Source organism: Piscinibacter sp. PDB5-1, assembly GCF_056676035.1.
Genome location: NZ_JBWVZL010000002.1, coordinates 107,799 through 126,236 on the forward strand (window position 1 = coordinate 107,799; position 18,438 = coordinate 126,236).

The 18,438-nt window shown below is 66.7% G+C and carries 14 protein-coding genes; 9 read left to right on the top strand and 5 right to left on the bottom strand.

Annotated elements, in window-relative coordinates:
- Nucleotides 1-221 precede the first annotated feature (221 nt).
- The 3 genes from acnB to AC1KAT_RS07885 all read left to right on the top strand — a co-directional run bounded on the left by acnB (nucleotide 222) and on the right by AC1KAT_RS07885 (nucleotide 4,312).
- Nucleotides 222-2,813 (top strand): bifunctional aconitate hydratase 2/2-methylisocitrate dehydratase, encoded by a 2,592-nt coding sequence (acnB, locus tag AC1KAT_RS07875; RefSeq protein WP_480324532.1) that lies wholly within the window; start codon nucleotides 222-224, stop codon nucleotides 2,811-2,813.
- A gap of 197 nt (nucleotides 2,814-3,010) precedes the next feature.
- Entirely contained in the window at nucleotides 3,011-3,679 is a 669-nt protein-coding gene (gene bamE, locus AC1KAT_RS07880) for an outer membrane protein assembly factor BamE domain-containing protein (RefSeq protein ID WP_480324534.1), read from the top strand.
- A 270-nt stretch (nucleotides 3,680-3,949) separates the two neighbouring features.
- The gene (locus AC1KAT_RS07885; protein ID WP_480324536.1) at nucleotides 3,950-4,312 is read left to right on the top strand and encodes a hypothetical protein; all 363 of its coding nucleotides are present in this window, start codon (nucleotides 3,950-3,952) and stop codon (nucleotides 4,310-4,312) included.
- A 60-nt stretch (nucleotides 4,313-4,372) separates the two neighbouring features.
- Here AC1KAT_RS07885 and sbcB read toward each other — a convergent pair whose 3' ends face one another.
- Entirely contained in the window at nucleotides 4,373-5,806 is a 1,434-nt protein-coding gene (sbcB, locus tag AC1KAT_RS07890) for an exodeoxyribonuclease I (protein WP_480324538.1), read from the bottom strand.
- 297 nt (nucleotides 5,807-6,103) lie between these two features.
- On the opposite strand from sbcB, the gene serC reads away from it, so the two are divergent.
- Nucleotides 6,104-7,186: a 3-phosphoserine/phosphohydroxythreonine transaminase gene (gene serC, locus AC1KAT_RS07895; RefSeq protein ID WP_480324540.1), complete on the top strand. Its 1,083-nt coding sequence runs from the start codon at nucleotides 6,104-6,106 to the stop codon at nucleotides 7,184-7,186.
- A gap of 74 nt (nucleotides 7,187-7,260) precedes the next feature.
- Here the strand turns inward: serC and AC1KAT_RS07900 are convergent, their stop codons facing one another.
- Both AC1KAT_RS07900 and AC1KAT_RS07905 read right to left on the bottom strand, forming a co-directional pair.
- Complete coding sequence (locus AC1KAT_RS07900; protein ID WP_480324542.1) at nucleotides 7,261-8,271, bottom strand: TerC family protein; 1,011 nt, start codon at nucleotides 8,269-8,271, stop codon at nucleotides 7,261-7,263.
- A 621-nt stretch (nucleotides 8,272-8,892) separates the two neighbouring features.
- Nucleotides 8,893-9,768: a nuclear transport factor 2 family protein gene (locus AC1KAT_RS07905; RefSeq protein ID WP_480324544.1), complete on the bottom strand. Its 876-nt coding sequence runs from the start codon at nucleotides 9,766-9,768 to the stop codon at nucleotides 8,893-8,895.
- A 140-nt stretch (nucleotides 9,769-9,908) separates the two neighbouring features.
- Between AC1KAT_RS07905 and AC1KAT_RS07910 the strand changes: the two genes are divergently transcribed.
- The 3 genes from AC1KAT_RS07910 (at nucleotide 9,909) to AC1KAT_RS07920 (ending at nucleotide 12,086) form a co-directional block, all read left to right on the top strand.
- Complete coding sequence (locus AC1KAT_RS07910; RefSeq protein ID WP_480324546.1) at nucleotides 9,909-10,793, top strand: AraC family transcriptional regulator; 885 nt, start codon at nucleotides 9,909-9,911, stop codon at nucleotides 10,791-10,793.
- A 188-nt stretch (nucleotides 10,794-10,981) separates the two neighbouring features.
- Nucleotides 10,982-11,176 carry a hypothetical protein gene (locus tag AC1KAT_RS07915; protein ID WP_480324548.1) on the top strand — a complete coding sequence of 65 codons (195 nt, stop codon included), beginning with the start codon at nucleotides 10,982-10,984 and terminating at the stop codon, nucleotides 11,174-11,176.
- A gap of 46 nt (nucleotides 11,177-11,222) precedes the next feature.
- Nucleotides 11,223-12,086, top strand: coding sequence for a transglutaminase-like domain-containing protein (locus tag AC1KAT_RS07920; RefSeq protein ID WP_480324550.1), 864 nt, complete (start codon nucleotides 11,223-11,225; stop codon nucleotides 12,084-12,086).
- A 44-nt stretch (nucleotides 12,087-12,130) separates the two neighbouring features.
- Here the strand turns inward: AC1KAT_RS07920 and AC1KAT_RS07925 are convergent, their stop codons facing one another.
- On the bottom strand, nucleotides 12,131-13,108 hold the full coding sequence (locus AC1KAT_RS07925; protein WP_480324552.1) for a hypothetical protein: 978 nt from the start codon (nucleotides 13,106-13,108) through the stop codon (nucleotides 12,131-12,133).
- Nucleotides 13,109-13,417: 309 nt separating this feature from the next.
- Here AC1KAT_RS07925 and AC1KAT_RS07930 point away from each other — a divergent pair, with 309 nt between their 5' ends.
- Nucleotides 13,418-14,671: a helix-turn-helix transcriptional regulator gene (locus AC1KAT_RS07930; protein ID WP_480324554.1), complete on the top strand. Its 1,254-nt coding sequence runs from the start codon at nucleotides 13,418-13,420 to the stop codon at nucleotides 14,669-14,671.
- Nucleotides 14,668-16,479, top strand: a complete 1,812-nt coding sequence (locus AC1KAT_RS07935; protein ID WP_480324556.1) for a bifunctional helix-turn-helix transcriptional regulator/alpha/beta hydrolase — start codon at nucleotides 14,668-14,670, stop codon at nucleotides 16,477-16,479. The genes AC1KAT_RS07930 and AC1KAT_RS07935 overlap by 4 nt, the downstream gene beginning before the upstream one ends.
- 31 nt (nucleotides 16,480-16,510) lie before the next feature.
- On the opposite strand, the gene dbpA is transcribed toward AC1KAT_RS07935, so the two are convergent.
- Nucleotides 16,511-17,968 carry an ATP-dependent RNA helicase DbpA gene (dbpA, locus tag AC1KAT_RS07940; RefSeq protein WP_480324558.1) on the bottom strand — a complete coding sequence of 486 codons (1,458 nt, stop codon included), beginning with the start codon at nucleotides 17,966-17,968 and terminating at the stop codon, nucleotides 16,511-16,513.
- Nucleotides 17,969-18,438: the final 470 nt, after the last annotated feature.

An 18,438-nucleotide genomic window follows, 5' to 3' on the forward strand; every position in this document is an offset into this window, starting at 1 on the left:
ACCCCTCGATGGCGACGTGGGCGCCCGCACCACGTCGGCGCCCCACGCACCTCACGCCCCCCGGCTTTCAGACTTCGTGAAAGCCGTGCCGTGAACTGACATCCCTGTTTTCGGGCATTCGCGCGTTGCGAGCGCCCTCCTGAGTCTGCAAGCTTCTTGCTCTGTTTTTCACCCGTTCCCGCTTTACCGCGTCAGACGATTTCGACCCACCGGAGAACTCCATGCTTCAAGCCTATCGCCAACACGTCGCCGAGCGCGCCGCCCTCGGCATTCCGCCGCTGCCGCTGTCGGCCCAGCAGACCGCTGAACTGATCGAACTGCTGAAGGCCCCGCCGGCCGGCGAAGGCGCGAACCTCGTTCACCTGCTGACGCACCGCGTGCCGGCCGGTGTGGACGACGCGGCGAAGGTGAAGGCTTCGTACCTGGCCGCCGTGGCCCATGGCACCGAGGTGTGCTCGCTGGTGTCGCGCGAACAGGCGACCGAACTGCTGGGCACCATGCTCGGCGGCTACAACATCAGCCCGCTGATCGACCTGCTGGACGACGCCACCGTGGGCGCCGTGGCCGCCAAGGGCCTGAAGAACACGCTGCTGATGTTCGACCAGTTCCACGACGTGAAAGAAAAGGCCGACAAGGGCAACGCCAACGCGAAGGCCGTGCTGCAAAGCTGGGCCGACGCCGAGTGGTTCACGTCGCGCCCTGAAGTGCCGCAAAGCATCACCGTCAGCATTTTCAAGGTGCCTGGCGAGACCAACACCGACGACCTGTCGCCTGCGCCCGACGCCTGGAGCCGCCCCGACATCCCGCTGCACGCGCTGGCGATGCTGAAGAACAAGCGCGACGGCGCGCCCTTCACGCCCGAGGAAGACGGCAAGCGCGGCCCGATCAAGTTCATCGAAGAGCTGCGCGCCAAGGGCAACCTCGTGGCCTACGTGGGCGACGTGGTCGGCACCGGCTCGTCGCGCAAATCGGCAACCAACAGCGTGCTGTGGTTCACCGGTGAAGACATCCCGTTCGTCCCGAACAAGCGCTTCGGCGGCGTGTGCCTGGGTTCGAAGATCGCCCCGATCTTCTACAACACGATGGAAGACGCCGGCGCGCTGCCCATCGAACTCGATGTGTCCCAGATGAACATGGGCGACGTGGTCGAACTGCGCCCCTACGACGGCAAGGCGCTCAAGAACGGCCAAGTCATCGCCGAGTTCAAGGTCAAGAGCGACGTGCTGTTCGACGAAGTGCGTGCCGGTGGCCGCATCCCGCTGATCATCGGCCGCGGCCTGACCGCCAAGGCGCGTGAAGCGCTGGGCCTGCCGCCCTCGACCTTGTTCCGCCTGCCGCAAAGCCCGGTCGATACGAAGAAGGGCTTCTCGCTCGCACAAAAGATGGTCGGCCGCGCCTGTGGCCTGCCCGAAGGCCAGGGCGTTCGCCCGGGCACGTATTGCGAACCGCGCATGACCTCGGTCGGCTCGCAAGACACCACCGGCCCGATGACCCGCGACGAGCTGAAAGACCTGGCCTGCCTGGGCTTCAGCGCCGACCTCGTGATGCAGTCGTTCTGCCACACCGCCGCTTACCCGAAGCCGGTCGATGTGAAGATGCACCACGAGCTGCCCGACTTCATCAGCCACCGGGGTGGCATCGCGCTGCGCCCGGGCGACGGCGTGATCCACTCGTGGCTCAACCGCTTCCTGTTGCCCGACACCGTGGGCACCGGCGGCGACTCGCACACCCGCTTCCCGATCGGCATTTCGTTCCCGGCCGGCTCGGGCCTCGTGGCCTTCGCCGCCGCCACCGGCGTGATGCCGCTGGACATGCCCGAATCGGTGCTGGTGCGCTTCAAGGGCAAGCTGCAGCCGGGCGTCACGCTGCGTGACCTGGTCAACGCGATCCCGCTGTACGCCATCAAGGCTGGTCTGCTGACCGTGGCCAAGGCCGGCAAGAAGAACATCTTCTCGGGCCGCATCCTCGAAATCGAAGGTCTGCCCGACCTGAAGGTCGAGCAAGCATTCGAGCTGAGCGACGCCTCGGCCGAGCGCTCGGCCGCTGGCTGCACGGTGCACCTGAACAAAGAGCCGATCATCGAGTACATCAACAGCAACATCACGCTGATGAAGAACATGATCGCCAACGGCTACGCCGACGCGCGCACGCTGCAACGCCGCATCGCGTCGCAAGAAGCCTGGCTCAAGAACCCGCAGCTGCTCAAGGGCGATGCCGACGCGGACTACGCCGCCGTGATCGAGATCGACCTGGCCGACATCCACGAACCCATCGTGGCCTGCCCGAACGACCCGGACGACGTGAAGACGATGTCCGAAGTCGCCGGCGCCAAGATCGACGAGGTATTCATCGGCTCGTGCATGACCAACATCGGCCACTTCCGTGCGGCGTCGAAGCTGCTCGAAGGCAAGCGCGACATCCCGGTCAAGCTGTGGGTCGCACCGCCGACCAAGATGGACGCGCAGCAGCTGACCGAAGAAGGCCACTACGGCGTGCTCGGCACGGCCGGCGCCCGCATGGAAATGCCGGGCTGCTCGCTGTGCATGGGCAACCAGGCCCAGGTGAAAGAAGGCGCGACGGTGTTCTCGACCAGCACCCGCAACTTCCCGAACCGCCTGGGCAAGAACAGCAACGTGTACCTGGGCTCGGCCGAGTTGGCCGCCGTGTGCTCGAAGCTGGGCCGCATCCCGACCAAGGCCGAGTACCTGGCCGACATCGGCGTGCTCGACAGCAACAGCGACAAGATCTACAAGTACCTGAACTTCGACCAGATCGGCGAATACGTCGAGAAGGCGAAGACGGTCACGGCCTGATCGGTCGCGCGGCCCACGCCGCGCTGAGGCCCCCAGCCGCAAGCCCCGGTGCGCAAGTGCCGGGGCTTTTTCACGCCGGGGCCCCGCAAGCGAGTGCTGTCGATGTTTGCCCCGAGGCAGGCGCGCGCGCCGCACGGGACAATCCGGCCCTCGCCGGCCCCGCGCCGCAGAAAAGCAATTCGTGAGGGAGATTTCTCATGGCCGCCACCCGGTGCCGTTCACTTTCTTTCTGGCTGTCGCTTGGCGTGCAGGGCCTGCTGGCCGTGCTGCTGACCGGCTGCATCCCCAAGCCCACCACCCCGCCCAGCACCTTCGGCATCAACTTCGATGCCACGCGCGCGCGCCAGTTCTTGCCCGGCCAGGCCACCAAGACGCAGGTGCTGGCCGAGCTGGGGCAACCCAAGGCAAGTGACGCGTTCAGCGCCGTGCGCGACCTGAGCGGCCGCACGCTCGCGCAGCCGGTGCCCATCGATCGGCTGACCTATTACTTCAGCGACCGCGCCGCGCCCGCCGCCAAGCCGGGCATGCACGCGTACCGCTCGGCGGTGTTCCTGTTCGCCGGTGAGAGCCTGATCGACGCCACACACCGCAGCAGCTTTCCGGCCGAGTCGATCGACTTCGACGAGGCCAAGGTCAAGTCCATCGTGCGCGGCAAGACGCGCCAGGGCGACGTGAGCCGCCTGCTGGGCACGCCCTCGGGCACGGCGCTCTACCCCTCGGCACGCGACGTGGGCGGCAGCGCCTGGACCTACGACGCGCTCTCGTACGACAAGCAGGCCAACCGCCTGAGTACGAAGAAGCTCGTCGTGTACTTCAACCGCGCCAAGGTGGTGACACACGTCGAGCTGGACGTGTCGGAGAGCTGATCGGCCACCCAGCCTTTCGGCCCGCCCCTGAGCCAAGCGTTTGCCTCGGCGAGGGACTGCCCTCCGCCGCTCAGTTGCGCCTTCGTTTGGCGTGCGAATGACCGACCCGTGCCGCGAACGATTCACGTGTCTGACCACACGCCGCGCGCCTGTCGGACGGCGCCGCGAAGTTGCGGCAAACGTCGGTTCGAGCGTCCACAAGGGGGTTCAAGGCATGTGGATTGCCGGGATGAGCAGGCTGGGACGTCCAGTCACCAAGGAGAAACATCCATGCGCAAGAACTTCCTCGCCATCACCCTCATCGCCGCTTCGATGGGCTTCGGCGGTGCCACCCTGGCACAGACCACGTCGCCCTACACCCCCGCGGGCACCCCGGGCACGCAAAGCACTTCGGGGGGTCTGTCGCCCGAGGCCAAGGACGCCAAGGAAGAAGCCAAGGGCGAATACAAGGCCCGCAAGAAAATTGCCGACGCCGAGAAGTCGCTGAACAAGGCCGAATGTGAAACCACGTCCGACGGCATGGCTGAGCACGCCTGCAAGAAGAACGCACGTGCCACTGCCAAGCAGCAAAAGGCCGAGGCACAGATGATCTACGAGAACGAGAAGAAGGCGATCCGCGAGAACGACCGCTGATCGGCCCTACCGCTGCGCGCGGCTTGGGGCGCGGGGGCGAGAGCCTCGCGCCCGCGCTTTTCAGTCGCGCTCGGGGGCGATCTCGGTGGCGTAGTCCACCAGCTCTCCGAGCAGGTCCTGGCCGCGCTCGTCGGCCGTTTCCTGCAGTTGGTCGATCTTCTCGAAGAAGGCTTCGAGCGTGAGAAAGCCGTCCACCCCGTCGTGCAGGCGGTGGATGCAGTGGTCGAGCCATTGCTGGCGCTCAGGCTCGGTCAACGTCTCGGGGAAGTTGCGCGCGCGGTAGCGGAACAACAGCTCTTCGAGCCGGTGGTCGGCGAAGGCCGGGCGCTTGTCGGCCAGTTGCGCGGGCGTGAGCGACCGCAGCCGGGTCAGCGCGCGGCGGTCGTCGTTGCCGAGGAAGCCGCCGTAGAGGTCTTCATCGACGTCGGGCTTCTTCGGGGCCTCGGGCCGGTCGAAGATCGCGGGCCACATGCCGGCCAGCTTGTTGGCGTGGCGCGCCGCGGTCTCGGCGTGGCGCAGCGCCTGGTCCACGTCGAGCGACCAGCGCTGCGCCGCCTCGGGGCTCAGCGTCTTCAGGTTGCCCACGACGATGGGCGACTTGTTGATGTGGATGGTCTTGAGCGGCAGCCGCGTCGTGCCCTCGGGCAGGTCTTCGGTCTTGGTGAACATGCGATGGCGAATGGCCTCGACGCCCAGCGTGAACAGCTCGCTCGGGTCGTGCGCCAGGTCCCACACGATGACTTCGTTCTTGTTGGTCGGGTGCGGCGCGAGGGGCCACACGAGGGCGGTGCAGCCCTTGTCCACGCCGTACATGCCCGACACGTGCAGGAAGGGCCGGCCCACGCCCATCTCGCGGATGACCTCGTCTTTCTTGCGCAGGCGCAGGCAGAAGTCCCACAGCTTGGGCTGGCGCGTCTTGATGAGCTTGGCCAGCGCGATGGTCGCGCGCACATCCGACAGCGCATCGTGCGCGGCCTCGTGGGCCAGGCCATTGGCGGCGGTGAGGTGTTCGAGCTTGAACGAGGGCCGGCCGTCGTCGTGCTTCGGCCAGGTGATGCCTTCGGGCCGCAGCGCCCAGGTGATGCGCACCACGTCGAGCACGTCCCAGCGGCCGCATTCGTTTTGCCACTCGCGGGCGTAGGGGTCGATGAGGTTGCGCCAGAAGAGGTGGCGCGTCACCTCGTCGTCGAAGCGGATCGAGTTGTAGCCCACGCCGATGGTGCCGGGCCGCGCGAGCTGCTGCTCGATGGCGTCGGCGAACGCGTGCTCGGGCACGCCTTGCGCCAGGCACTGCTGCGGGGTGATGCCGGTGAGCAGGCACGACTCGGGGTCGGGCAGAAAGTCGGGCGCGGGGCGGCAGTACAGCATCACCGGCGCGTCGATCTCGTTCAGGTCGGCGTCGGTGCGCACGCCGGCAAACTGCGCCGGGCGGTCGCGGCGGGGCACGCGGCCGAAGGTTTCGTAGTCGTGCCAGAAGAAGCTGAGGTCGGCCATGCGCGTGCTCGCGGCGTGTTCGTCGGGGAAGGCGGGATTAGAACGCAGACGGGCATGGGGCTTCGGTGGTGGTCGAAGGCTTCTTACCGCCAAGACGCCAAGAACGCAAAGGGCGCAAAGGAACAACTCATGGCGCTGGGCGTAATCGGGCCTTCTCCTTGGCCTTCTCCTTGGCGTTCTTCGCGTTCTTGGCGGCTTGGCGGTGACATCTCTTTCACCCCCACCACTCGGGCCGACACCCAACCCCATCGGCTAAGCTTGCGCGCTCCGTTTCTGCCCCTTTGAAAGCCCCGCTCCATGACCCGCGTTTTCAACTTCAGCGCCGGCCCCGCCGCCTTGCCCGAACCCGTGCTGCGCCAGGCCGCCGACGAGATGCTCGACTGGCACGGCTCGGGCATGTCGGTGATGGAGATGAGCCACCGCGGCAAAGAGTTCATGTCGATCCACGCGCAGGCGATGGCCGACCTGCGCGAGCTGCTGAAGGTGCCCGCCCACTACAAGATCCTCTTCTTGCAAGGCGGCGGCATGGGCCAGAACGCACTGGTGCCGATGAACCTGCTGCGCGGCAAGACGAGCGCCGACTATGTGAACACCGGCGAATGGGCGTCGCGCTCGTTGGCCGAAGCCCGCAAGTACGGCCAGGTGAACGTGGTGGCCAGCAGCGAAGCCGATGGCTTTCGCCACGTGCCCAAGCAAGACAGCTGGAAGCTCGACCCCAACGCCGCCTACGTGCACATCTGCGCGAACGAAACCATCGGCGGCATTCAGTACCACTTCACGCCCGACACCGGCAGCGTGCCGCTGGTGGCCGACATGTCGTCTGAAATTCTTTCGCGCGCCTTCGACGTCAGCCGCTACGGCTGCATCTACGCCGGCGCGCAAAAGAACATCGGCCCCTCGGGCGTGACGCTCGTGATCGTGCGTGAAGACCTGCTGGGCCAGGCCCTGCCCATCACGCCCACGGCCTTCGACTACACGCACCAGGCCAAGAACGACTCGATGCTCAACACCCCGCCCACCTACGGCATCTACATCGCCGGGCTGGTGTTTCAGTGGATCAAGGCGCAAGGCGGCGTGGCCGCGATGGAAGCGCGCAACCGCGCCAAGGCGAAGCTGCTGTACGACGCCCTCGACGCGAGCGAGTTCTTCTACAGCCCCGTCGCCCGCGAAGACCGTTCGCTGATGAACGTGCCCTTCAAGCTGCGCGACGAATCGCTCAACGACGCCTTTCTGCAAGGCGCCGAGCAGCGCGGCATGGTGCAGCTCAAGGGCCACCGCCTGGTGGGCGGCATGCGGGCGTCGATCTACAACGCCATGCCGCTCGAAGGCGTGCAGGCGCTGGTGACCTATCTGGGCGAATTCGAGAAGACCAAGGCCTGACCGGCGCACGCCGCGCTGCAAAACGCGAAGCCCTGCCCGGTCGCCCCGGCAGGGCTTTTTTGCGCCCGGCTCGCTCAGTCGCGTTCGTCTTTCTTCTTGGCGCCGAACGGGTATGCACCGCCCGACTTGCCCTTCGGCGGGATCTTCAGCGACAAGACCATCGTGACCACGAGCGTCAGTGCCGTGAAGCCGAGTGAGGCCGCCACCGGGATCTTGTAGACGTCGATCAGCAGCATTTTCGCGCCGATGAACACGAGGATGATCGCCAGGCCATAGCTGAGCAGGTGAAAGCGCTCGTGCATGTTGGCCAACAGAAAGTACATCGCGCGCAGGCCGAGGATGGCGAACACGTTGGACGTGAGCACGATGAACGGGTCGGTCGTGATCGCGAAGATGGCCGGGATCGAATCGACCGCGAACACCACATCGACGACGGCAATCAGCAAGATCACCACCAGCAGCGGCGTGGCCATCTTCACCCCGCCCACCACGGTGAAGAACTTCTCGCCGTCGTACTCGGGCGAAATCTTGAAATGGCTGCGCACCCACTTGAGCGCCGGGTTGTTGTCGAGGTCGGGCTCCTGGCCGGCGGCCCACCACATCTTGATGCCGGTGAACAGCAAGAAAGCGCCGAAGACGTACAAGATCCAGTGGAACTGCGCGATCAGCCACGCCCCCACCAGAATCATCGCCGCGCGCAGCACGAGCGCCCCCAGGATGCCAATCATCAGCACGCGCTTCTGAAAGCCTGCCGGTACCGCGAAGTAGGTGAACAGCATCAGAAAGACAAAGATGTTGTCCACCGCGAGCGCCTTCTCGATCAGGTAGCCCGTCAAGAATTCGAGCGACTTGTCGTTGGCCACCGCGCGTGCGGCCGCGTCGCTGCCGGTGCCACCGAGGTACCACCACAGCCAGCCCATGAAGACAAACGACACACCGAACCAGACCAGCGACCAGATGGCCGCCTCGCGCGTGCTGACGCGGTGAGCGCCTTGCTTGCTCATCGCAAAAAAATCGACCAGCAGCGCGACGAGCACGAACGCCGCGAACAACGACCACATGAGAGGAGAACCGATGGATTCCATGACCGCCTTTGAAGTTGAGTGACCGAAGATCCACCGAGCCGCTCGCTGCTTGCGAACGCCAGGGGGACCTCAAGGACCCAAGGCTGGTCTTGCCTTGCCAACGATGCCGCGGTCGATGACCGGGTTCGTGGCCTGCAGCGCCGGGCCGGGTGGAGCGCACCGCGACCGTACTGACGACACTGCATCGGATGTGCGCCCTGCCCGCTGGCGACCCCGATGGCTACTCCCCAACTAGAGTTGGCGGGCAGTCTAGCAGCGCGAATTCGGCTTTGCATGCGCGGGCTGCGAGCCCGAGTGCCGCCCGGGGCTGTGCTGTGCACGAGTTGGCGTCCGCGCCCCCTGTATCCTTCGAGCTTTTACTCGAAAGGATCGACATGGCACTGTCAAAGAAGAAGCGCGTTGGCAAGAGAACCATTTCCGCCAAGCAAGTCCGCAAGACGGCAAGCGGCCGGAAGCGCCGCAAGGCCGACGGCACCCAGCCCTCGCGGGTGCTGTTCCCCACCCCGGCGCCCGCAGCGGCCTGAGGACTGAGGCAGGACCGGCGACGCGAAAGCAGTCCTCCCGCCCCAACACCAAGCCCTGCCATCAACAGCAGGGCTTTTTGTTGCGCGCTCCGAAACCTCAGAACCCGAACTTCCCATTCCCGTTGCGCCACTCGCTGCGCGGCGGGATGGCCTGCACCACGTCCCAGTGTTCGGCGAGCTTGCCGCCAGCCATGCGGAAGAGGTCGTAGAAGGCCACGGGCTTGCCGGCGAAGTGGCCTTCGCTGACGACGAGCACGAAGTTGCCCTCGCCCAGCACCCGGTGCACCTTGTCGTACTTCATCGTCACACCGGCCTTGGCCATGGCCTGCAAGGCCCCGCCCAGGCCAGACAGCTGGTCGGGGATTTGCGGGTTGTGCTGCAGGTAGTTGTCTCCATCGAAATACTGCGGCAGTCGGTCCATGCGGCCGTGCACCAGCACGTCATCGACGAACGCGGCGGCGAGTGCCTTGTTGGCCGCCGTGCGGTCGAGGTCGGTGACTTGCGTGGCGCCGTCGATCATCGTGCGCCCGCTGGGGTTGGGTCGGACCGGCAGGGTCTGCAGGTTGTCCCAGTGCTCGACGATGCGCCCGCCTTCGAAACGAAAGATGTCGAAGCCGACCTTCGGGCCGAAGAAGTCGTACTGCGTGTGCGCGAACACGAAGTCGCCGTCTTGAAACACGCGCGCCGTGTTCGCCTTGGCCGAGCCCTTGGGCAAGGCCTGCACCACCGCCGCAAAGCCGGCCCGGCCGTCGGGCACCGCGAGGTTGTGCTGGATGTACTTGTCGGGGTGAAGGACGCCAGCCGCTGCTGCGTCACCGGTCTCGATGCTCTTGAGCAGCGCGACGACCTGTGCCTTTCGGTCGGCCGCAGGTGCGGTGCCCGTCGGGGCGCCAGCGGTGGCGGCACAGCCGCCGAGGGCGAGGCTCAGCGCGGCCCATGCGAGGGCGTGGCGAAGAAAGTGCGTGCGATTCATGGAAGAAGGACCTGTGGTGTGGCGGAGCGCCGACTGTGCGTCGCACCCGCCGAAACGCCGAGGTGGGCAGCCGCCAATGCATGGTCAAAATCGAGCACACCCGGGCAAGTCCCAGCCCGTCACGCCCCCTGAAAGACCGAATGAGTGCGCCTTCCCGTTCGCTGCGCCACCAGCACTTCACCAATGCACGCCTGTCGCATGTCGGCCTTCAGGTGCTGACGCTGGCGCAATTTCGCGAGTGGTCGGCGTGGGTCGACCTGACCTCACCCGAACGCATCACGTTCTGCATCATCTTGGTGGTGACCGCCGGCCAGGGTGAACACGTGGTGGACTTTCAACGCATCGCGCTGGAACCCGGGGTCGCGGTCTTCGTGCGCCCGGGCGAGGTGCACCAGTGGTGCCTGCGCCCGGGCGTCGAAGGCGATGTGCTGCTGGTGGCGCCGCATGTCATGCAGCCTCGCGCGAAGTCGGGGCCGCCTGGCGTGGCGCACCCCTTGGGTCTCGACGACTGGCCCACGCGCTTCACGCTGTCGGCGCAAGAGCAGGCCAACTGGCAGGCGTTGCGCACCATGCTGCACCGTGAGCTGGCGCAGGCCGTGGTCGATGAGTTGTCGGTGTCGCTTGCGCACCAGCTGTACCGCTGCATGCTGCTGTGGCTGACGCGCGCCGCACGGCCCGGCCTGGCGCCTCAAACGCCGCAAGAGCTGCTGTACCGACGCCTGCAGCGCGAACTCGATGCGCAGGTGGCCAAGCGCCCGTCGGTGGCAGCTCTGGCGCAGCGGCTGCGTGTGTCGCCCACCACGCTCAACCGCGCCTGCCACGCCAAGGCCGGCCGCTCGGCCAAGGCGGTGATCGACCTGCGCATTGCACTCGAAGCACAGCGACTGCTGGTGCACAGCGGCGCGACCTCGGCCTCGATCGGCGCAGAACTGGGCTTTTCAGAGCCAACGAACTTTCTGAAATTCTTCAAACGCCACAGCGGCGTGACACCCGAGGTCTTTCGGGCCCGGCACCGGGTGGCGTGAGGCGCCCTGGGGCCGACGCGCGCCCGGACGCGTGGGCCCCGCCACGGCGCACGGCGATCCCCTGCAGCCGACAGAGGTACCGCCCGGCGCAGGTGTTAAGGTGGGTCGCCACCGGAGCCTTTATGAAATCACCCGCGTCTGCCCGCAGTCGGTCCATCGCCACGAAGGCCGCGCGTTCTGCGCGGGTCTTGCGACACGCACATTTGCGCGACCAGTTCCTGAGCACGGTCGATGCCTTGCACCGGCGGCGCGCCGACCTGGTGCCTGAAGACGTGATCACCGACTGCGTGGCACTCAACTGGCTCGAATGGAACGGCGGCGCCTTGTGCGTCACCACCACGGGCAGCAACATCTGCCAGCAGATGCGAAGCGCGCTGGCATGAGGCACGCGCACGCACCCCTGGCCTCGCCCGCTTCGCGGCACCGGCCATGATCCGGCTCGACATCGCGCTCGACCTCGACTACGACATTTCGGACCCCGGCTGCGACTTCATCTTCAACATCCACGCCGCGCACACGCCGCGGCAGCAGGTGCTGAACGAGTCGTTGGTGCTGAGCCAGAACCTGATGCCCCGCGTCGAGACCGACCCGGTCACACTCAACCGTTACCTGCGCGTGCAGGCACATGCCGGGCCCTTGCGCGTGTCGTACCACGCGACCATCGAGCTGGCGCACCACTTTGCTTCGCCAGGTGACATCGCCGAGGTGCCGATCGCGCGCGTGCCGGCCTCGGTGCTGAGCTACATCTACCCGAGCCGCTATTGCCAGTCCGACCGGCTGCACCGCCTGGCGATGCGCGAGTTCGGCCAGCTCTGGCAAGGCTACAGCCGGGTGCAGGCGATCCGCGACTGGGTGCTCGAACGCACGACCTTCGCGTCGAACACGTCCACGTCGAACACTTCGGCCATCGACACCCTGCTCGAAGGCGTGGGCGTGTGCCGAGATTTCGCGCACCTGATGATTGCGCTGTGCCGGGCGATCAACATCCCGGCGCGCTTTGCGACGGGCATCGACTATGGCGCCGACCCGGCACTCGGGCCGACCGACTTCCACGCCTACGTCGAGGTGTACCTGGGCGACCGCTGGTACATGTTCGACCCGTCGGGCACGGCGATCCCGATGGGCTTCGTGCGCTTCGGCACGGGCCGCGACGCGGCCGACGTGGCCTTTGCCACCATCTTCGGCACTGTCACCACGGGGGCGCCGGTCATCGGCATTCGGGCCGTGCCCGGGGCCGACGGCCAACTGCGCATGCCGCAGCACTGCGCCGATGCCATCTCGACCGACGGTTAGGCGATGCCCGGGCCCCGCCTGCGCGAGGCCACGGGCAACCGGCATCAGTAGAAGTAGCGGTAGATGCCGCCCTGGAAGTAGCTTGTGGCGATGAAGGCCCCCGGTGTGCCGAAGCTGCCCGGGTCGATGGCGAGGCTGCTCAGCTGCGTCATGCCCGTCCACAGCCGGTAGGTCGGGGCCAGGCCGGTCTTGTGCACGAAGGTGATCGAGTTCAGGCCCAGGCCGTTGACGATGCCCAGCTCGGCCACAGCCACCCAGTCGCCCGCGATCACGATGTCATCCAGCGCCTGGTTGATGGTGGTCTGGTAGAGCAGCACCGGAAGGCCCGCCGAACCATCGCTCTTGACCTGGATGCGGAACAGGTTCTGGCCGCCGACGTAGTACACGTGGCCGTTACTGACCGCCAGCCCATTCGGCATGATGTACAGCGGCGATCCCGGCAGCCAGGTGCCGAGGGTGTGGTCGAGGGTCGCCAGGTTGGTGATCTTGAGCTTCACGATGGCCGGCTTGGGCATGAGCGGCGTCGAGGGCGTCATCAAGATGGTGCTCTTGTCGAGCATGGTCATGCCGTTGTACCAAGCGGGCACGGCGAATGGCTTGCTCTTGACCTCGTCCGCCCCGCTGGCACCAGGCTTGATGCGAAACAGCGCGGCACTCTTGGGGGCCACCAGCTGACTCAGGATAGAACCTGATTTCCATACCGTGCACACGGCGTACAAATACGTGTGGTCGGTGGTCATGCCCGAGTAGAAGCACGAGTCGGCCCCGTAGGCTGGCGCCAGCATCTGGCAGTAGGTGAAGCCCGAAGCGGCGTCCATGCGGCAATTCGGGCTCGTATCCACCGTTCGCTTGACCTCGTGAACGCCATCGACCCCGGCGACGAAATAGCGTCCGTTCGACATGAACACACCGTTCTCGGTGTTCTTCAGGTTCGTCGGCGACACCAGTTGGTCGGCGTGGGCACCGTTGGATCCCAGCGCCAGGGCGCAGGGCAGCAGCAGCTTCAACAGGAACTTATGCATGGTTGATCCTCATGTTGTCTCTTTGTGGATGGGCCCGCCGTGGCAGCGCCTGCCGGTTATAGGCAGCCCCCCCGGTGGGCTGAATACCCAAACCGGGTTAAGCCGGCGCACCAAGCGGCCGGCTGGGCCACGCCCCGGCTCGGGCACCGCGGCGATCGGCGCGGGCACGCACATGCACATGCACATGCACATGCCCATGCCCATGCACATGCACATGCACATGCCCATGCCCATGCAGATGCGCACGCCCACGCCCAGACACGCGGGCTCGCACCGCGGCTGATGCCCCGGCGTCCTTCACGAGCAGCCATGCGATCGATCCCGCCGAAGCCGGTCGCCGATGCCGCTGAAGCGCACGCGCCGCGCATCCACGACCTGGGGTGGCTGTCCCTGCTCGATGAGCTCTATGCCCTGCTCGAAGCAGCGGACGAAGACCCTGACGACGCCGCCGGCATCGCGCCGTTCAGCCCCTTGCCCACGCACGACGCGCAGACGACGCCGTCGGGCGACGGGGCCAGTGACTGGCTCAGCGACTGGCCCCCGCCGTGGCAGCCCTTCATGCGGAGTTGGGCTGCGCGCATCGGGGCGCATTCGGTGGGCTGGGTTGCGCCGGGCTGGCTCGCATCGCTGCCGCCACCCGAAGCCGCGCTTCCACCCCGGCGAAGCCTCGTCGCATCGCCGCCGCCTGAGCAGGTCCAGTGGCCGACGATCACGGCGCTGAGCCCCTCGCCCGACGGCTTCACGCCCCAGCAGAGGGGCGAATTCCACGCGCTTTGCGCGCACCTGTGGGGCGCGCTCTCACTCAAGGCCTCGCTCGACGCGGCGCACAGCGACCTCGCTTCGCTGCGCGAGGTCATCGACGCATTGCCGCTGAACATCGCCATGCTCGACGAGCACCTGAACGTGGTACTGCTCAACCGGCAAAGCCGCGAACTGCTGGCGCGAAGCCGGCGGGTCGCGCTGCGCGGGGGGCGCCTGTGCCTGCCCGAGCAACAGGCGGCATGGGACCTCGCCCTGCAGGCGTTCGCCTCCGACATGAAGCAGTTGCATCACCAAGTGCAGGTCAACGGCTTGGACATCAAGTTGAAGCGTTTGCCCGGCCCGCATGCCCCGCCCTCGCCTGCGCGACTCGAGCCGCGGTGCGACGTGCTCGTGTTCATCCACGAACACGGCGAACCTCGGCACCTCCATGACATCACCCAGCCACCCGCCGTGCTGGCGGCCCACCTGCAGCATCACCATGCCCTGACGGACAAGGAGCTGCCACTCGCGTGGAACCTGGCCCAGGGCATGTCGCTGAAGCAGTACGCTGCGCTGACGGGGCGGTCGCTCGAAACGGCGCGGGCGCAACTCAAGTCGGTGTTCCGCAAGCTCGGCCGCAGCGGCCAGAAGGACATCGGGCTGCTCATGTTCGAGGCACTGCACGCCGTGACCCTGCAGCCGATGGGGCAGCACCTCGCCGCAGTGGCGTCCGATGGCCGCAAGGCGCGGCACCCCTCGTCTGTACCGCCGCCCCGCTTGTCCACGGGCGCGCCCCCGGCCTCACACCTCGACGACCGATGACCTCCATCACCTCGCTCGCCCCGGCGCTCGCCCTCGACCCGGGCCACGAACCGATGCCCGGTCCCGAGGGGCACGGCTCACCGACCGACGCGTTGCTGGAGGCCGTCTACCAGACCGCACTGAACCCCGAGAACCGCCTGCGTCTGCAACAGCAACTGCTGGTGCACTTTCGAGAAGACCGCAGCCGCGACGAGACCCCGCTGACCCGCGTGATGCTCAAGCACATCAAGCGGGCGCTTCGCCTGGGCGCCACGCACTCGGCCTTGCAACGTGAACGCCAACGTGTGCTCGATGTCATCGATGCGGTGGCGCCTCCGGTCATCGTGGTGGACGCGGCGCTGCGCGTGCTGGGCCTGAACCGTGACGCCGAGTCGCTGCTGGGCGGCGACAGCGCGTTCGGTGTCGAGGGCGGCGTGCTGTCGTGCCGCGAGCCCGGGACGCTTGCGCAGTTGATCGCTCAAGCCGACTGTCAGTCGTATGGCAGCGCGCGCATCGGCGGCGCCGGCCATGCAGCCGCGGGGCCCAGCACCGATGCACCCACCGGCCTGCTCGTCTACATCTACAAGAACCCGCCCACACAGGGCGGCGCAGTGGCGGCGACCTACTCGCTGCTGATGATCGACCGGCACCGTTGCATCCAGCAGTCGATTGCCTACCTGGGCAAGCGCGTCGGGCTCACGCCGCGCGAGGTCGAGGTCATCGACCTGTCGATCCAGGGGTTGGACCTCGATGCCATCTGCGCGCGAACGGGTGTCACGCTCCACACGCTGCGGCAGCACATCAAGAACATCTACACGAAGACCGGGGTGCACAACCAGAACGCGCTCTTTGCGCTGGTGCTTCGCAACATCGTGCTCGAACAGGCGGGCAGCAGCCACAACGGCAAGCTGCTGCCGCACATCACCGGCCTGGCGCACTCACGCACGCTGGCACTCGCCGATGGCCGCCAACTGGGCTATGCCGAATACGGCGCACCGAACGGCCTGCCGGTGTTGTACTTCCACGCGCTGAATGCCTCGCGCCTCGAACTGCTCATGCACGCCGACCGGCTGCGCGAGCATGGCATCCGACTGATCGCGTTCGACCGGCCGGGCTACGGCCACAGCTCGTTCGCTGAGCGCCGCGACTACCGCGAGTTCACCGCCGACGTGCAGGCACTGCTCGACGAACTGCGCATCGAGAGCGCCCATGCGCTGGGCGCATCGGCGGGGTGCGCGCACGCGCTGCATTGCGGCTGGGCCTTGCCGGACCGCATTCGCAGCGTGCATTGCACGGCGGTGGTGCCGCCGACCGAGTACATCCTCGCGTCGAACTCGCCCTCGGCGCTGAACAGCGCCATGAACCACTTCTTTCGCGTGGTGCCCAGCCTGCTGCGCCCCGCGATGGAACTGGCCCTGCTCGGGCAAAGCGTCGAATCGCTGCTGACCTCGCTGAGCCACGCGCGCGACAGCAATGCCTTCAGCCTGACGCCATCGGACATCGCCTACATCAACGACCCCGAGAACCTGCCCTACTTCGTGACCTCGATGATGGAGTCGCTGCGCCAGGGCACGCGCGCCTGGGCGATGGAGAGCGTGCTGATCAACCAGCCGTGGTCCATCGACCTGCACGACATCCGCCCGCCGATCCACCTCTGGTACGGGAAGGAAGACGGGCTCGTGCCTCCGGACATGGTGAAAGCCTTCGCCCAGGCACTGCCGAACGCCGCGCTCACGATGGTCGACAACCAGACCCACCTCTTCGTGCTGCGCAACCTCGACCAGGTGCTGCACGCGCTGCGCGCCGGCGAGCCTGCTGCCCAGGCCTGAAAAGGTGTGAACGGCGCCGCTCAGCGCCGGTTCACAGGCGACGCACTTTCACCGACTTGCCCTTCACCTTGCCGGCGTTCAGGCCGCGCATCGCGTCCTTGGCGATGCTGCGGTCCACAGCCACGTAGGTCGAGAACTCGTTGACGTTGATCTTGCCGATCAGCGCGCCGTCGAACCCCAGGTCTTTGGTGAGGGCACCCAGCACGTCGCCGGGGCGGATCTTCTCTTTGCGCCCGCCGGCGATCTGCAGGGTGACCATGGGCGGATGCAGCGGCTCGGTGTCGGACGCGGTCAACTCGCTCAGGGGCTGCCAAACGCTCGGGCTGCCCTGCATCTCTTCGATGCGGCCGACACGGCCCATCTCGTCCATGCTGGCCAGGCTGAAGGCCCAGCCTTCCTCGTCGCCCCGGCCCGTGCGGCCCACACGGTGGGTGTGCACCTCGACGTCGGGCGTGATGTCCACGTTGATGACAGCTTCGAGCTGCGCGATGTCGAGCCCGCGCGCGGCCACGTCGGTCGCCACGAGCACGCTGCAGCTGCGGTTGGCGAACTGCACCAGCACCTGGTCGCGCTCGCGCTGGTCCAGGTCGCCGTGCAGTTCGAGGGCAACGATGCCTTGACCTTGCAGCACGGCCGTGAGGTCGCGGCATTGCTGCTTGGTGTTGCAAAACGCCAGCGTGCGCGCCGGGCGGTAGTGGTTGAGCAGCAGCCCCACGGCGTGCAGCCGCTCGCTGTCCTTGACCTCATAGAAGCGCTGGCGGATCTTGCTGGTGGCATGGCGCTCGGTGAGCTTCACCTCTTGCGGCTCGCGCAGGTACTTGGCGGCGAGCTTGCTCACGTCGTCGGGATACGTGGCCGAGAACAGCAGCGTCTGGCGCTGCCTGGGCGCGTGCTTCACCACGTTGGCGATGTCTTCGGCGAAGCCCATGTCGAGCATGCGGTCGGCCTCGTCGAGCACCAGGGTGTTCAGCGCATCGAGCGACAGCGTTTCACGCGCCAGGTGGTCGAGGATGCGGCCCGGTGTGCCCACGACCACGTGCGCGCCGTGTTCGAGGCTGGCGATCTGCGGGCGCATGGTGGCGCCACCGCACAGCGTGAGCACCTTGATGTTGTCTTCGGCGCGAGCGAGCCGGCGAATCTCTTGCGTCACCTGGTCGGCCAGTTCGCGCGTGGGGCACAGCACGAGGCCCTGCACGGCAAAACGACGGGGGTTGAGGTTGGCGAGCAGCGGCAAGGCGAACGCGGCGGTCTTGCCACTGCCGGTCTTGGCCTGGGCGATGAGGTCTTTGCCAGCCAGGGCCAGCGGCAGGCTCGCCGCCTGGATGGGCGTCATGTGCTCGTAGCCCAGGCGTTGCAGGTTGGCCAGCACCGTGGGCGACAAAGGCAGCCGCGCGAAGGCCGTGGCGTCGGCGGTGGCGGCAGAGGAAGCGGTGGGCGCAGAGGCGGCCTTCTCAGGCGGCACGCCGGGGGTCGAGCGGGTATCGGTCATGCGAGATCGTAACTGCGGGCTGTCGATGCACCCACGCGCGCACCGCTGCACACGCACGCGCACGTGAGGCGCGCACGTGAGGCGCGCACAAGAGAAGAGCTCGTGAGAAGAGCGCGGTCATCGCCACCCGTTCGCAGTCATCGCAAGCTGACTCGCGGCTGACCACCAGCAGCATCTGACCGCAAAAGCCAGGTCATTTGTCACGCGAGGCGACGCAAGTCTCACAGGGGTTCACCGATACCCACTCACCCGCGGGATGTCGGGGTTGAGACGAATTTGGGGAATGCGTCACGGACGATGGGGAAGACCCCACGCATTTCACGAACTGGGGGCTTCTGGCCCCGCAAATCCACCTTAAGTCGCCTCAGCACCTCTCCGATATTCCGACGGAATGGGAAAAAGGGAGCGTGCGTTCGCGTGCGTCTTGGGCGGATCGACCGTCGATCCCCCTCCCCATGACGTCCGAAAGA